Below are 16487 nucleotides of genomic sequence, written 5' to 3'. Positions count from 1 at the left end.
TGACTTTGTTTAGAAGGCCTAATTTACTTTGTTTAAAAGACCATGACTTCTGGTGAGTAATTCTCTATTTCTTTTATCAAACAGACCCATGAAAAACAAAGCACATTCAATCGCATAATGCACTGGTTATCAACCAATAAAAAATAAAGCAGAAAACTAAAAACCCGGAAATTGATTAGTATATTTGGTTAAAAATAGAGGAGGCCATGGCAAAGAAATTACTGATTCTATGCTTATTATTGAGTGGATGGCAGAGTTTTGCCAACTCAATTCTGATACCGATGGATGATACACAGTCTAATCACCTGAAAGCCTACGGTATTGCCTATCAGACACTGCAATCGAATACAGAACTTGACTGGCTCATTAATTACAGAGGAGGCAGCTTTTTGTTCGACTACACCCCCGCTCTTCAAAAGGAATGCCTGGTGAGAGGTGTATCTTTTGAAGTTATTTCGTCTGCCAACGTACAATCAATCATTAAAGAAATTTCTGACCCTGACGTAAACATGGAAATTGTAAGGCTGTATAAGGCTGCAAAAATTGCCGTGTATTCACCCATTAAAGTAAGTCTTTCTACTTTTGAAGATACTGATGCCGTTTTGCTGGTATTAAAATATGCCGAGATTCCTTATGAAGTTATTTACGATGAAGAGATTATCAGAGGAGATTTAGCCAAGTATGACTGGCTACACCTGCACCATGAAGATTTTACCGGACAATTCGGAAAAAATATGCGCAGGATGTCGGCTGCCGATATGAAAGCGCAGGAAGATATTGCCCGTCGTTTAAACTATAGCAAGATTTCCAGTCTGAAACTGGATGTGGCCAAGATGATAAAGGCATTTTGTATGGGCGGCGGCTACTTGTTTGCTATGTGTTCAGGTGCAGAAACACTGGATGTTGCGTTGGCAGCAGAAGGAACTGACATTGTAAGCAGCCGCTTTGACGGAGACAATGTTGATTCGGATGCACAGTCGAAGCTGGACTTCGATAAAACACTTGCTTTTCATAATTTCAATCTGTCGCTTAATGATGGCGAAGGGTATTATGGTTCTATGTCTTTTTCGGACATCAACGTATGGTCAGGCAGGTTTGATGAAGAAATCACTTCTTACTTTAACTTATTCGAATTTTCTGCCAAATGGGATGTCATACCGGCCATGCTCTGCCAGAACCACGAGCATCTGATAAGAGAATTCATGGGGCAGACTTCTTCGTTCAACAAAAAGACTGTCAAACCCAATGTATTGGTTATGGGTGAAGGCCGGGAATCAGACCGCTACATTTATGGTGAACTAGGTCTGGGGCAATGGGTATTCTATGGCGGGCATGACCCCGAAGGAAGAAGAGGATTCCATCGCACACCAACCGACCTCAATCTTTTTCCGCATTCGCCAGGCTACAGGCTCATTCTGAACAACGTGCTTTTCCCTTCGGCTAAGAAGAAGAAAAGAAAGACCTGATTGCGCTATATTTATAGACAAATCCTATTGGTCTGACACCAAAAACCAATAGCGAATACTTGCCCTGATATACCCCGTGCTGTCTGATTGGCAGCACTTTTTTTGTTTAAATAATCAATAAAGACACAATACATGCGTATCTTAGCGGCCTGATTATAAGATAAAATAACAAACTGGCAGATTACCTCTGCTTCGTTTTATTAAATACTTCTGTGCTTATGTCTCTCGACTCAAAAATAAAACAATTGGCAAAAGAGTATGCCTCTGAAACCGTTGCGAATCGTCGTTACCTGCATACTAACCCTGAACTTTCGTTTCAGGAATATAATACGGCCCGGTTTGTTGCACAAAAATTGAAAGATCTTGGATTGACTCCGCAGGAAGGCATAGCCGATACTGGTGTGGTGGCAATTATTGAAGGGCGCAATCCGGAAAGTAGAATCATCGGACTACGGGCTGACATGGACGCCCTGCCTATCTTTGAGAAAAACGATGTTCCTTATAAATCGGTTAATGAGGGGGTGATGCATGCCTGTGGGCACGACGTACATACTTCTTCCCTATTAGGAACAGCCAGAATTCTGCATCAGTTAAAAGACGAATTTGAAGGAACCGTAAAGCTTGTTTTTCAACCGGCAGAAGAAAAAGCACCAGGTGGTGCCTCTATAATGATTAAAGAGGGGGTTCTGGAAAACCCTGCACCAGCCAGCATGATAGGGCAACATGTGGCGCCCAACGTACCGGTGGGAAAAATCGGTTTCCGTGAAGGAATGTATATGGCGAGTACGGATGAACTTTACCTGACCATTAAAGGTAAAGGAGGACACGGCGCCATGCCTGACCAACTGATTGACCCGGTACTGATAGCTTCGCATGTAATTGTTTCTCTGCAGCAGATTATTTCCAGAAACAGAAAACCGGCGAATCCATCTGTACTTTCTTTCGGACGATTCATTGCCGATGGGGTAACCAATGTGATTCCCAATGAGGTTACTATTCAGGGTACTTTCCGCTGTATGGACGAAGAATGGAGAGAAGACGGGCTTCGTCGTATGAAAAAAATGGCTGAAGGCATTACAGAAGCGATGGGCGGAACCTGCGATTTTGAAATTGTGAAAGGATACCCCTACCTCAAAAATCATCCTGAATTGACGCGTCGGCTAAAATCTGCCGCTACAGAATACATGGGCAAAGAAAACGTGATTGACCTTGATTTATGGATGGCCGGTGAAGACTTTGCTTTTTATTCGCAGGTGGTAGATTCTTGTTTTTACAGACTAGGCACCCGAAATGAAGCCCGCGGCATCGTTTCTGGGGTACACACACCAACTTTCGATATCGACGAAACAGCACTTGAAATTGGTCCGGGATTGATGTCATGGTTGGCTATTCATGAACTGCAGAATACATAATTCTATTTTGCAACTGGAAATTGTGATTGCGCAAAATTTCCAATTTAAATGAAATATTCAGAAAATAATATATTTATAAAATATATAAAATTTACAATCCAAACAACTCATACTATATTTTCAAAAATAATTGAAATTATATAATCCAAATACTCTTAATCGGCTTATCAGAAACTTACTACGAAGCTGGGACGGGAACGAATAAGAAAGTAAATTTGTAATTTAACAAGTCTTGAAAAGGTTTTCTCTATTGTAAATTGAACAATCCTAAATAGTATAACAAAACTTATGAGTCAGATTCGAGTATTAGTAGTTGGCTGTGGGAATATGGGTGCTTCTCATGCCATTGCCTATAAAACCATCGGTGGATTTGAAATTTGTGGTATTGTCTCTACCGGTAAAAGTAAAGAAGTACTGAATGAACGCCTGGGTGGAGGCTATCCCCTGTTCTCAGATTATGATGAAGCGTTGGCAGCAACCAAGCCTGATGCGGTATGTATTTCGACTTATCCTGATACCCACGAAGCATTTGCGATAAAAGCCCTCGAAAGCGGCGCACACGTATTTATTGAAAAACCATTGGCTGATACAGTAGAAGGTGCCGAAAGAGTAGCAGCAGTAGCCAGACAAACAGGAAAGAAAGTGGTTGTTGGATATATTCTGCGCCACCATCCGTCATGGGAAAAGTTCGTGGAGCTGTCGCACCAACTCGGAAAGCCTCTGGTTATGCGTATGAACCTGAATCAGCAAAGCCACGGCACTATGTGGGATGTACACAGAAACCTGATGAAAAGCCTGAGCCCCATTGTAGATTGTGGTGTACACTATATTGATGTAATGTGCCAGATGACCCGCTCTAAACCCTTGCAAGTTACTGCCATAGGTGCAAGACTAACCGATGACATTGCCGCTGATAATTATAACTACGGCCAATTGCAAATCAGATTTGAAGATGGCTCAGTAGGTTGGTATGAAGCAGGTTGGGGCCCGATGATGAGCGAAACCGCCTTTTTTGTAAAAGACGTAATCGGCCCGAAAGGCTGTGTATCTATTGTAGCTAAAGAAGCCGGTGGCAGTGGAAAATCAGACAATGTAGATTCACATACCAAAACAGAATCGCTGCGTTTCCACCATGCTGATATTGATGCAAACAATCAATTCACTAAAGAAGATACCTGGATTAATCTGACTGATGAACCGGATCACCAGGAGCTTTGTAACAGAGAACAAAGATATTTTCTGAAAGCTATTCAGGAAGACATTGACCTGACAGACCACGTTCAGGATGCAGTCAATAGTCTGAAAATTGCCTTTGCCTGCGATGAATCTGTCAAAACAGGACAAGTGGTGTATTTATAAGGTTATTATTTTTAAAAAGACCGGATAGTTTATACAGCTATCCGGTCTTTTTATTATCTATTCTTTGTAAATTCTGAAAACCTTACTTTTGTCTCCGTAATTTAAAGTAAGAAAATACATACCTATACTTTGGCCTGCCAAATCTTTGTTAATCTGGTTTTTCAAATTCATCCAATACCCATCTCGTCTAAGAATTACCTGTCCTTTGCTATCAACCAAACTCAATTTCACAAAGTAGTTGTCAAAATCCTTATTTGAAAGTAAGGAAATACCGCTTTGAGTGGGATTAGGATAAACACTCAATATAATTTCCTCTGGGTCAGGATCCGGATCGGGATCTGGGTCAGGATCCGGATCGGGATCTGGATCGGGATCTGGATCGGGGTCTGGATCAGGGTCTGGGTCAGGGTCAGGATCGGGTTTTACCTCACAAATGGGTATAATATCTCTGCTAAAAGTAGTACTTAAACCCATAGGATCGGTTACTACCAAACTTACCCTATAAAAGTACTTCTGGTTATCACAGGGCACTTGTCCTAAAACAATTTGCCCGTCTAATTTTTTCAAGCTCGTTATAAAATGGGTATGCTCATCATGATGTAACACAACCAGCCACTGATAAGTTAAGTCAGTATGCTCTGCATCAGTAACAGTTGCAGAAAGGTTAATAGGAAAATTTGCTTTATTCTGAAATACATAAATACCATCAATACTTGTACTGATAATTTTAGGCGGAGTATTGTTTAAAAAAATTTTAAATACCCTGGTATCAGATTTTCCTACATTATCGGTTACTGTCAATGTAGCCGTAGCTTCTTGAATCTGGTGGTCTTCACTACCGATATAAACGTGCACAGGGTCAGCCTGATTCGACGTTTCGCCATCACCAAAATTCCAATGAAAAGTTAAAGGCCCATTCTCAGGGTCTCTTGAATTGCTCGCTTTAAACACAACAAATAGCGGAGTTTTACCATAATTCGGTGTTACCTCTGCTACCACAATAGGTCTGAGATTCGCACTAGGATCAAAATAGATTCTTCTGATCTGATCTGTTTCCGGGTAGTCATAACTCACATAATAGATACTGCCATCAACAGGATTTACGGCAAAACAAGTCGGGAAGACCTTGTCAGTAAAATCTATCACTTCAATCGGATTGTTATTTTCATCTAATCTGAAAGCTTTCACCCAGCCTTCATAATCACCCTGAAAGTACAGGTTTCTATAATTCTCAGGAAACGATGACGAAGTATAGAATATCCCGCCTATTGAGGCAATTCCCGAAAATGGTTTTCCCTTAAATTGCGAAGAGCCGACTCCATATGCTTCTCCATTTACCAATCCTTGTGCTAAAGGCCCGCGCCATTCTACAATGGGTTTGGTTGGATTAACCGGCAGATACGTTGAATCACTAAATAATTGATTTGTAAAATCTATTCCTTCATGAGCCGGCCAACCGAAATTCTGACCACCTCTACTGATAATATTTATCTCTTCTCTATTTTCCCAACCTACATCACCTACAAATATAAGTCCGGGGTTGCCATCGGTTGGATTCACACTACCAGTATTCGGTTTTACTACGAATCGATAAGGGTTACGGAAACCGTAAGCCCATATTCTTGACTTAGCCGATCTGGATTTTCCTTCTTCATAAAATGGATTGGAAGATACTCCATCGCCTGTTTCAGGATCAATTCTCAATATCTTGCCATTCAATGAACTTAATACCTGACTTTTATAGGAATTCACATTTTGTTCAGGGGTAATGATACCCAATTCAATAGCTTCCAGATACCAGGGATTCTTCTGATCATCAAAAGGTGAGACGCTATGTAAAAAGGAGGTGTCTCCTGTAGAAATAAGAAGTGTACCGTCTTTACCAAACACCAAAGAGCCTATGCCATGGTTATCTACCAGTATCGGTATACCGGTTGAAATACTTTCACCAAGTAATACCTTTCTGCTACCGTAATCCACACTTTTAAATCCATCTCCTTTATTGAGTGTGTATCGGGTAACACGGGCTATAGAAGTTTTAAAGTCTTCACTTTTGTTTGGGTCATAATCCGGTGTACCAAAATTTAAAGCATGATGTCTTTTAACAGTATATAACAAGTAAATATATCCATTACTTAAAAAATCAGGGTCTAACGCTACTCCATTCAATCCATGATCACCAAAGTCCAGTACTTCCTCACTTATATCAATAATTGGGGTAGGATATTTCACCCCCTTTTCGACCATAAATATCTTTCCTGCTTTTTCCCACACATACATCCTTCCTTGCGGGTCAAAAGTTAGCCCTATCGGAATAGTCCAATTATCAGATACTTTTTCATCAATAAAACCGGGAGGTTGCGCATAGCTGGGTAATATTATAAGAAACAGCAAAACGGATACCAAATAATGTACTTTTTTTATCATAAGATTAAGATGATAAGTAATTATAACTAAGTCGAATATAATAACGAAAAAAGCTGATTGTATTACACAAATATACGGATTCTTACTTGATTGAACTCACTAAATTTTACTAATCGCCGTATTTACTTCTTTAATAAATGATTTCTTCTTACAGAATAAACACACAGGAAATGCAGTCTGCATGAAAAAATAACCCAAATGTAATCTATATTTACGTTTCAAATTTCTTTCATCCGTTTCACCAAACCCATACTTATGAGTACAACATCTATCCGATTTTCGACGCTCTTAAAAGCTTGTCTTTTATTCATGCTGATTTCTTGCTGGCATGCGAATGCGCAAGATAAAAAAACGGCCGGAAACCCGGTTTTTCAAGGCTGGTATGCTGACCCTGAAGGAGCCATTTTTGGTAAAAAATACTGGATTTTCCCTACTTTCTCGGCACCCTATACCAAGCAGGTGTTTTTCGACGCTTTTTCTTCATCAGATCTGGTAAACTGGACAAAGCACGAAAAAATTCTTGACACCACAAGAGTAAAATGGGCTAAGAAGGCTATGTGGGCTCCTGCTATTATAGAAAAAGACAAAAAGTATTACCTGTTTTTTGGAGCTAACGATATTCAGAGTGATAAAGAATTGGGAGGAATAGGTGTTGCCGTGGCCAACAAACCAGAAGGCCCCTATAAAGATTACTTAGGCAAACCATTGATTGACAAATTTCAAAATGGTGCGCAACCTATCGACCAGTTTGTTTTTAAAGACAAAGACGAATATTACCTGATTTACGGAGGTTGGAAACACTGCAACATTGCTCATCTTAAAAAAGACTTTACAGGGTTTATTCCTTTTGAAGATGGTAGTATTTTCAAGGAAATTACTCCTGAGAATTATGTAGAAGGCCCAATTATGTTTAAAAAAGACGGCAAATATTATTTCATGTGGTCGGAAGGTGGCTGGACAGGCCCTCATTATAGTGTAGCGTATGCTATTGCAGATTCGCCATTCGGGCCATTCAAGCGCATCGGTAAAATACTGCAACAGAATCCGGCTATTGCTACGGGAGCCGGGCATCATTCGGTTCTTCATGCGGAAGGCAGCAAAGACTGGTACATCGTGTATCACAGAAGACCGCTGGATGAAACTGACAGAAACTCACGTGTTACCTGTATCGACAAAATGCATTTTGATGAGCAAGGGCTAATCAAGCCTGTAATAATAACCAACGAGGGCGTTGAAAAAAGTATAATCAAATAAGATTATCCCGAAAATCTGCCAAAAGGTCGCATTTGTCGATTTTAATTTACCCGATCTATCTGCATTATCTATATTTGTGCAAAACATCTATAAATAATTGCGGCGATTCGTAGCTGTCATACTGTTTATCACTATCTTTTTGGGTAGTCTAGTTCCGAAAGTTAACTGGAGTCAATCCATTAAACTTTCGGAACTTGTTACGCACTATTACCAACACAAAAGAGACGCACCCAAAGACTTTAATCTTTGGGATTTTCTCGTGATGCACTACTCAGCCAATTCAGAACACGCTAAAACCAAGCATCCGAGTTTACCTTCTTTTGATATCAACGGCGTAAGTTATTTATACGTTATTCCTACGCTCATTTCATTTTCCAATACCACAATTCTGACTTTCGTTACCAAAGAAGATCACTTCAGTTGGTTGAATAATTATTTCTTTTCTGCTGAGAAAAGCCTGCTTAACCCACCCCGTTTCTAATATTCTTCTTTTTCTGTAAAAACTTTTAGCAGGAGTCCACCGTCCGGATTCACAGCTGATTGCTTATTTCTCACAATTTCTATTTTTAAATTTCCCGTCAACATCATGTTTGATGCTATTATAAAATTCAGTATCAATAATAAAATTATTATTGGTATGATGGTACTGGGTCTGGTTGGTTGGGGAGGATACTCCCTTACACAACTACCCATAGATGCCATACCCGATGTAACCAATAATCAGGTTGTTATCTTGTCTCAAACCCCTACACTGGCAGCTCAGGAAGTTGAACAATACATTACTTCGCCGATTGAACAACAAATGGCGAATCTACAGGGAGTGGAAGAAATACGTTCCACTTCTCGCCTGGGTCTTTCGGTTATCACCATTGTATTCGACGAGTCAATGCCTATGTTACAGGCAAGGCAATTGGTAGCCGAACAACTAAAGGCCACAGAAGACAAAATTTCCTCTCAATTTGGTAAACCCGAACTCGCCCCTATTACCACGGGGCTGGGTGAAATTTACCAATATACGATTATCCCTAAAAAAGGATATGAAAACCGCTATTCATTAACCGACCTGCGCACCATACAAGACTGGATTATAAAACGACAACTGGCTGGTGTGAAAGGAGTTATTGAGATTAGCAGTTTTGGCGGATACGTGAAGCAATATGAAGTCAGTGCCAATCCTGAACGCCTAAGAGCCAATAATATCAGTATTTCAGAGTTGTTTGACGCCCTAAGCCGCAATAATGCCAATACGGGAGGTAGTTATATCGAGAAGAATAATCAGGCTTATTTCATCAGAGGTGAAGGCACAGTCAAAGCCCTTGGCGACATAGAAAATATAGTGATTAAAACTATAGGCGGTGTACCTCTTCTGGTAAGAGAAGTAGCCACGGTTCAGTTCGGGCATGCCAACCGGTTTGGCGCCATGACCCAAAACGGAAAAGGTGAAACCGTAGGTGCGGTTGTACTCATGCTAAAAGGAGCAGATTCTGAAAAAACCATCAAAGGTGTAAAAGAAAGAATAGAGCGTATTCAGAAAACCCTGCCGGAAGGTCTCGTAATCAATGCTTTTATAGATCGCACCAAACTCATTGACAAGGCAATACACACGGTTGAGACGAATCTGATGGAGGGCGGCTTGATTGTGGTTTTTGTGCTGGTGTTGTTAATGGGGAGCATCCGGGCCGGCTTGTTGGTTGCTTCTGTTATTCCGCTTTCGATGCTCGTAACACTCAGCCTGATGAACACCTTTGGTATATCGGCCAACTTAATGAGTCTTGGAGCCATTGATTTTGGTCTTATCATTGATGGTTCCATAATAGTGGTTGAGGGTATTCTGCATTATCTGCAAGACAATAGGCATCTGCCCCAAAAGGCAAAATTATCTCAGCCGGAAATGGACGGTCTCGTTTTCAAAGCCACTTCCAAAATATTGAATTCGGCCATTTTCGGGGTTATCATTATTCTTACGGTTTACCTGCCATTGCTTACTTTGACCGGTGTTGAAGGCAAGATGTTCAAACCTATGGCTATTACGGTTAGTCTGGCTATTGTGTCGGCATTGGTATTGTCATTAACCTATGTGCCTGCCGTATCGGCATTGCTATTGAAAAACGAGGGAAACAAGCATTTTAAACTATCAGATAATATAGTTAATTCCATTTTCAAAGCCTATATACCTTTGTTCAAATGGGCTATGGGAAAAAAGAAACTCGTGATAGGCCTTGCTTTCGGTCTGTTTTTACTTAGCCTCGGTATTTTTACTACACTCGGCGGCGAATTCATACCGACTCTGGAGGAGGGCGATATTGCTATCGACTTTCAGACTCCGCCGGGAACCTCGCTCACTGCCACCGTTGAAGCCACCACCAGAGCACAAAATGCACTGAAAAAACATTTCCCTGAAATACAACAGATAGTCGGGCGTATCGGTGCTTCTGAAGTACCGACCGATCCTATGCCTGTGGAGATGTCGGATCTGATGATTTCAATGAAAGATAAGTCGGAATGGGTGTCTGCCAAAAGTAAGGAAGAAATGTTTGAAAAAATGGCCGGTGTGATTGACCGGGAAGTACCCGGCATGAGTGTAGAATTTACACAGCCTATACAGATGAGGTTCAATGAAATGATAGCAGGCTCAAGGTCTGAAATTGTAGTGAAGATTTTCGGTAACGACCTTGAAAAACTGGCAGAAAGAGCCAATGCCTGTGCACGTGTAATTGAAAAAATAGACGGAGTAGCCAGTATAAAAATTGAGCGTCTGGTTGGCTTACCTCAGATATCGGTAGTGTATAAACGTGAAAAACTGGCGCAATATGGCCTTAATATTGAAGACCTGAATCTGATTCTGAAAACGGCTTTTGCCGGAGAAAAAACCGGAACCGTTTTTGAAGAAGAAAAACGCTTCGATATGGTGCTCAGGCTGGACTCTACCTATCGGAACGATATTGAAGGCGTAAAAGCACTGTACATAAAACTGCCGAATGGTTCTTATATTAATTTTGAAGAGGTTGCGGCGATTTCATACATCACTGCTCCGGCGCAAATCTCGCACGAAAACACCCGCCGCCGGATAACTATTGGCGTAAGTCCGCAGAACAGAGACGTAGAAAGTCTGGTAAATGAAATCCGCCAGAAACTGGATGCGCAGGTAAAACTACCGGCCGGATACTATTATGTATATGGCGGCGCTTTTGAGAACCTGCAAAAAGCCAAAGACCGACTAAGCATTGCCGTACCTGTGGCATTACTCCTCATTTTTATGCTGCTTTATTTCACTTTCAGTTCATTTAGAGAGGCGCTGATGATTTTCACAGCTATTCCGCTTTCGGCCATTGGGGGTATCGTTGCGCTCTGGGTGAGAGACATGCCATTCAGCATTTCGGCAGGAGTAGGTTTCATTGCGCTCTTCGGAGTGGCTGTATTGAACGGTATAGTGTTAATCAGCCATCTGAACCAACTGGAAGAAGAAGGCCATCATGATATTTACAATCGAACATTCCAGGGCGTTAAAAATCGCTTCCGTCCGGTTATCATGACTGCCGCTGTTGCATCGCTGGGTTTTCTACCTATGGCAATTTCAGGTTCAGCAGGCGCCGAAGTGCAAAAGCCACTGGCAACGGTGGTGATTGGCGGTTTAGTCTCTGCCACGCTGCTTACACTGGTTGTGTTGCCGGTTATTTACACCCTATTTTCTAAAAACAAAGTTCAATGAAAACGAAAACCCTGAAATACACTTATGTACTAGTCTGGCTATTTCTTGCAGGTAGCCATACTGCCCTGGGACAAACAATGACCTTGCAGCAAAGCATTGAGTTAGCCTACAAAAGCAATTACCTGTTGAAAATCGGCAGTCTGGAAACGGAAGGGCAGCAGATACTCATTAAAACAGCAAAAGAGCTACCCAAAACTAATTTCGACTTACAATTGGGTCGAACCCAGGCAGCCTATACCAATGATTATATGCTCGGCGTAGTGCAGCAATTTGCTCATCCGAAACTGTATCAGGCACAAGCCGACTTGCAGAAAAGCCAGGTAGTGGCCAGTCAGAAAAATGAGGCCTTATTAAAGAATGAGCTTGTCGGTAGTCTGAAACAGCTCTACTACCAGCTCTTCTATTATCAGCAACTAAAACAGGCTTTGAATCAACAGGATAGCGTTTACCGAAGCGCGATGCAAATCGCTTTGTCCAGATACAAAACCGGAGAGTCCAATGCATTGGAAAAAATAAGCGCCGAAGTACGCCTGCAAGAAATCAACAACCGGTTGAGAATTCTTGAAAAAGAGGAAGAGGCCGCTTACCAGAGTTATCGGTTATTGTTGAACAACGAGCAGGATTTCAAATTCAGTTTCAGTATTCCCGTGATACGCGACACTTCATTCATTGCCGAATCGCTGCAATTGCTCAATAACCCAACATTGTCGGTATATCAACAGCAAACAATTATCAGCGAACAACAAACTAATCTCGAAAAACAAAAGCTAAAGCCTGATTTCAGGGTCGGCCTTATCAATCAGAGTATTGACCGCTATGCCAATCAAATGATTGTAACGGGTGGAATCGGCTTGCCTATTTTTACCAAAGCCCAAAAATCGAGAATAGAAGCGGCAAAAGTGAGTGAAAAGATAGCTTCATCGCAGCTTAAGCATGTTGAGACGCAATTGAACGGGCAATTGAATATACTCAAAATGACCTACGATAAATACCGCAGTTCTCTACATTATTATGAAAACTACGCTTTACCACAAGCTGAATTGCTGATAAAAAATACGATAAAGGGGTATCAGAGCGGTGAGATAGATTATGTCGAACTGATTCAGAACAATCAGCAGGCCTGGCAAATCAAAGACGGCTACCTTTCAACAGTTCTGAATTTTAATCAGACTATCATTCAGATAGAAACACTTTTAGGAATCGAATAAACGACATTCAAAATGAAAACATATTTTTTTCTGTATTTAATACTTATTTCAGGTCTGGTGTCCTGCTCAAAGAAAGCAGACACTTCAACCACCACATCCAGCGATACTTTGGAAGTAGCCAAAACAACGGAACAAATAAAAATATCGGCTGAACAATTTAAAAATCTGCATCTTGAATTAGGCGGTTTCAGCGAAATACCGATGAATGATGAGGTAAAGACCACCGGCATGGTAGATGTTCCGCCAGAAAACACCGCTTTCATAAGTGTACCTATTGCAGGTTTTGTCAAAACCATCTCTTCCGGCAGCTCGCACCCCGGGCAATATGTTGCCAAAGGCACTGTTATGGCTACTTTTGAGTCAATCGAGTTTATTCAGCTGCAACAAGATTATTTTCAGGCAGTTGCGCATGCTGCATTTCTTCAAAAAGAACTGGAACGCCAGCAAACTCTTAATTCAGAAGATATTGGTGTAAAGAAAAAATTGCAACAAGCCGAAGCCGAATTTAACAGCAATCTGGCCTTAACAAAATCGCTGGAAGCCAAGCTGAAATTATCAGGCATTAATATGGCTGTTTTAAAAAAGGGTGATATTTCAACAGCCATAGGTATTGTAGCTCCCATTAGCGGGTATGTAAAAAATACAAACATCAACACCGGCAAATCGGTATCACCTGGTGATGTTCTATTTGAACTCATCAGTAAAGACGATTTACATATTGAGTTAAAGGTGCTGGAAAAAGACGTTTTCAAGGTTCAGAAAGGGCAAAAAGTGCTGATTGATGATAAACGATTGGGTGATCATGTAACGGGGACTGTGTTTCTGGTCGGACAGGCCTTTGAAGATGAAACCAAAGCGGTGAGTGTGCATGTACATCCGGACAACGAACAACAGGAGCGCAAAATGATTCCCGGTATGTTTCTAAATGCCAAAATTCTGACCGGAACAAGATTGGCCGGAACCTTACCTGAAAGTGCCGTACTTCGGGAGAGTGATGGGGATTTTATTCTGATACTGGAAAAACAAAATGAAAAAGAAGTAGTTTTCAGAAAAATACCTGTTAAATTGGGCGGTGTACAGGGGCGGAATATCGAAATACAGCCCCTGACAGAATTCGACCATACAAAGTCTGTCGTGATTAGCAACGGACATTTTTTATCGGGAATGAACGGAACTGATGAAGAATAAATTTTTGTTCAGATTTTCAGGTAGATGTACTTAATAAACAATTTATGATTCTAAGCGTCGAACATACTTTACATTATAAATATTCACAACCTGTTTTTCTGACACCGCACTATATTTATTTGTCCCCCAAAGCTTCTCCGCATCAGCAGGTAAGCAATTTCGAGCTTGAAATTAATCCGGCAGCTAATATATTATATAAAAATATTGATGTGGAAGGCAATGCGCAATACATTGCCTATATCAATTCTTCTTGTGAAGAACTCTCTTTCAGAGCTACTTTCCAAATAGAATCGACCTCTACAAATCCATTTCATTTTATTTATTTTCCTTTCAGTGCCGAGAAATTACCTTTTAATTATCCTGAAAAGGAAGCTTCTCTCTTACACCCTTATTTAAACATGACGGGTGTAACTACACTGATTCACCAGTTTGCACGCCAGATAGCAGCCGAGGCAAACTGGAAAACCACTGATTTTCTGACCAGAATTTCAAAGTACATCAAACAAAGTTTCATATACGAAAAACGACTGGAAGGATTGGCTAATCAGGCCGAAAAGACACTTCTGAACAGAAAGGGCACCTGCCGTGACTATGCGGTGCTGATGATAGCCTGTTGCAAATCTTTAGGTATTGCTGCCCGGTTTGTGAGCGGTTATTGCTATGGAAGCCAGCTACAGGCACATGAGCTTCATGCCTGGGTAGAGGTGTATCTACCAGGTGCGGGTTGGAGAGGCTTTGACCCTACCGAAGGTAAAATAATTGATAATCACTATATCACGCTGGCATCTTCTGCCCAGCCCGAATTAATTAACCCGATTACAGGGGGATTCAGAGGGACTGCAAAGTCTCAATTGAATGCCTATGTAAACATTAAACGTATCTGATCTCTTCTGCCTTTATAGAATTTTATACGCACCTATACAAAAGTACATACAAAAGGTTTAGTTTTTTTGTATCTTTGCAGAGATTATAGCTATGCTAAACTCCATTTCAGATAGTATCTTTAATGTGTTATACCTAATTTCCAAAAACTCCAAATCCCATTTAAAGTGACGCTCATTAAATCTATTTCAGGTATCCGTGGAACTATCGGCGGTAAAAGTGGTGATGCCTTAACTCCTCTGGATATTGTAAAGTTTGCTGCCGCTTATGGTACCTGGCTCAAAATGAAAAATCAGGGTGCTGAGCTTAAAGTAGTAATTGGACGGGATGCCCGCCTATCGGGTAAAATGGTATCAGATTTGGTTAGCTCAACCTTAGTTGGTATAGGCTTTCATGTGATTGACTTAGGTCTCTCAACCACACCGACAGTTGAAATAGCGGTTCCTCTTGAACAGGCACTTGGGGGTATCATTCTTACTGCCAGTCATAATCCTATTCAATGGAATGCGCTTAAATTGCTGAATGAAAAGGGTGAATTTATTTCTGGAAATGATGGCGCCGAATTGCTGGGAATCGCAGAAGCCGAAGCTTTTGACTTTGCTGATGTGAAACACCTTGGTAAAGTGACTTATGATGACACCTATGTCCAAAAACATATAGGCTTAATACTGGCCTTACCTTTAGTAGACAAAAAAGCCATTGAAAAAGCTGATTTTAAAATAACTGTTGATGCCGTTAACTCAACAGGAGGCACAGCAGTACCGCAATTGCTTGAAGCGCTGGGTGTAACACAAATCAAATTGATTAACTGTGAACCGACCGGTGTTTTTGCGCATAATCCTGAGCCCCTGCCTGAAAACCTGAGAGAAATTTCTGCCGAAACCAGAAAAGGCAATTACGACCTGGGCATTGTAGTAGACCCTGACGTAGATCGCCTCGCTTTTATATGTGAAGACGGCGAACCATTCGGTGAGGAATATACACTGGTAGCTGTGGCTGACTACATTTTATCATCTGATAAAAAGAAAAAAAGCCTGAATACGGTTTCTAACCTTTCGTCGACGCTTGCCTTAAAAGATGTTACCGTTAAAGCCGGCGGAGAACATTCATCAGCAGCCGTTGGAGAGGTAAACGTGGTTGCTAAAATGAAAGAAGTGGATGCTATAATAGGTGGAGAAGGTAACGGAGGCATCATTTACCCCGAACTACACTATGGCAGAGATGCACTTGTTGGCATTGCGTTGTTTTTAAGCCATCTGGCCAAATTCGGCAAGTCAATAGGTTTTTTAAGAAAAACTTATTCAAACTATCATATTGCCAAAAAGAAAATCGAGCTTACACAGGAAATCAACGTAGATGATATTCTGGAAAATATAAAGACACGCTACGAGCGTTACCCTATTAACACAGAAGACGGTGTAAAAATCAACTTTGAAAAAGAATGGGTACATCTGCGTAAATCAAATACAGAACCGATAATCCGTATTTATGCCGAATCAGAATTTGAAACCACAGCTTCAAATCTGGCCGATAAAATTATAAGAGATATTAAGGAGCTAATTGCAAAATAGGATTGATTAAG

11 protein-coding genes are annotated in these 16487 nt (G+C 41.0%); 10 read left to right on the top strand and 1 reads right to left on the bottom strand.

Annotation, left to right across the window (positions count from 1 at the left end):
• Nucleotides 1-206: 206 nt before the first annotated feature.
• The 3 genes from AC1RRY_RS04510 to AC1RRY_RS04500 all read left to right on the top strand — a co-directional run bounded on the left by AC1RRY_RS04510 (nucleotide 207) and on the right by AC1RRY_RS04500 (nucleotide 4237).
• A complete protein-coding gene (locus AC1RRY_RS04510) occupies nucleotides 207-1466 on the top strand; it encodes an asparagine synthetase B (protein ID WP_492817808.1) in 1260 nt (419 codons plus the stop codon).
• Nucleotides 1467-1684: 218 nt separating this feature from the next.
• Complete coding sequence (locus tag AC1RRY_RS04505; RefSeq protein WP_492817809.1) at nucleotides 1685-2878, top strand: M20 metallopeptidase family protein; 1194 nt, start codon at nucleotides 1685-1687, stop codon at nucleotides 2876-2878.
• Between the two features lie 288 nt (nucleotides 2879-3166).
• Nucleotides 3167-4237, top strand: a complete 1071-nt coding sequence (locus AC1RRY_RS04500) for a Gfo/Idh/MocA family protein (protein ID WP_492817810.1) — start codon at nucleotides 3167-3169, stop codon at nucleotides 4235-4237.
• A gap of 57 nt (nucleotides 4238-4294) precedes the next feature.
• On the opposite strand, the gene AC1RRY_RS04495 is transcribed toward AC1RRY_RS04500, so the two are convergent.
• Nucleotides 4295-6664: a PQQ-dependent sugar dehydrogenase gene (locus AC1RRY_RS04495; RefSeq protein WP_492817811.1), complete on the bottom strand. Its 2370-nt coding sequence runs from the start codon at nucleotides 6662-6664 to the stop codon at nucleotides 4295-4297.
• A 255-nt stretch (nucleotides 6665-6919) separates the two neighbouring features.
• Here AC1RRY_RS04495 and AC1RRY_RS04490 point away from each other — a divergent pair, with 255 nt between their 5' ends.
• The 7 genes from AC1RRY_RS04490 to glmM all read left to right on the top strand — a co-directional run bounded on the left by AC1RRY_RS04490 (nucleotide 6920) and on the right by glmM (nucleotide 16476).
• Nucleotides 6920-7918 carry a glycoside hydrolase family 43 protein gene (locus tag AC1RRY_RS04490; RefSeq protein ID WP_492817812.1) on the top strand — a complete coding sequence of 333 codons (999 nt, stop codon included), beginning with the start codon at nucleotides 6920-6922 and terminating at the stop codon, nucleotides 7916-7918.
• Between the two features lie 139 nt (nucleotides 7919-8057).
• Entirely contained in the window at nucleotides 8058-8399 is a 342-nt protein-coding gene (locus AC1RRY_RS04485) for a hypothetical protein (RefSeq protein WP_492817813.1), read from the top strand.
• 105 nt (nucleotides 8400-8504) lie between these two features.
• A complete protein-coding gene (locus AC1RRY_RS04480; RefSeq protein WP_492817814.1) occupies nucleotides 8505-11627 on the top strand; it encodes an efflux RND transporter permease subunit in 3123 nt (1040 codons plus the stop codon).
• Complete coding sequence (locus AC1RRY_RS04475) at nucleotides 11624-12835, top strand: TolC family protein (RefSeq protein ID WP_492817815.1); 1212 nt, start codon at nucleotides 11624-11626, stop codon at nucleotides 12833-12835. The genes AC1RRY_RS04480 and AC1RRY_RS04475 overlap by 4 nt, the downstream gene beginning before the upstream one ends.
• Nucleotides 12836-12847: 12 nt before the next feature.
• Nucleotides 12848-14023: an efflux RND transporter periplasmic adaptor subunit gene (locus tag AC1RRY_RS04470; protein ID WP_492817816.1), complete on the top strand. Its 1176-nt coding sequence runs from the start codon at nucleotides 12848-12850 to the stop codon at nucleotides 14021-14023.
• A gap of 44 nt (nucleotides 14024-14067) precedes the next feature.
• The gene (locus AC1RRY_RS04465) at nucleotides 14068-14907 is read left to right on the top strand and encodes a transglutaminase family protein (RefSeq protein WP_492817817.1); all 840 of its coding nucleotides are present in this window, start codon (nucleotides 14068-14070) and stop codon (nucleotides 14905-14907) included.
• Nucleotides 14908-15072: 165 nt separating this feature from the next.
• The gene (glmM, locus tag AC1RRY_RS04460; protein ID WP_492817818.1) at nucleotides 15073-16476 is read left to right on the top strand and encodes a phosphoglucosamine mutase; all 1404 of its coding nucleotides are present in this window, start codon (nucleotides 15073-15075) and stop codon (nucleotides 16474-16476) included.
• Nucleotides 16477-16487 lie beyond the last annotated feature (11 nt).

Source organism: Emticicia sp. GW821-FHT11C11, from assembly GCF_058808615.1.
This window is presented reverse-complemented; position numbering and strand designations above follow the sequence as displayed.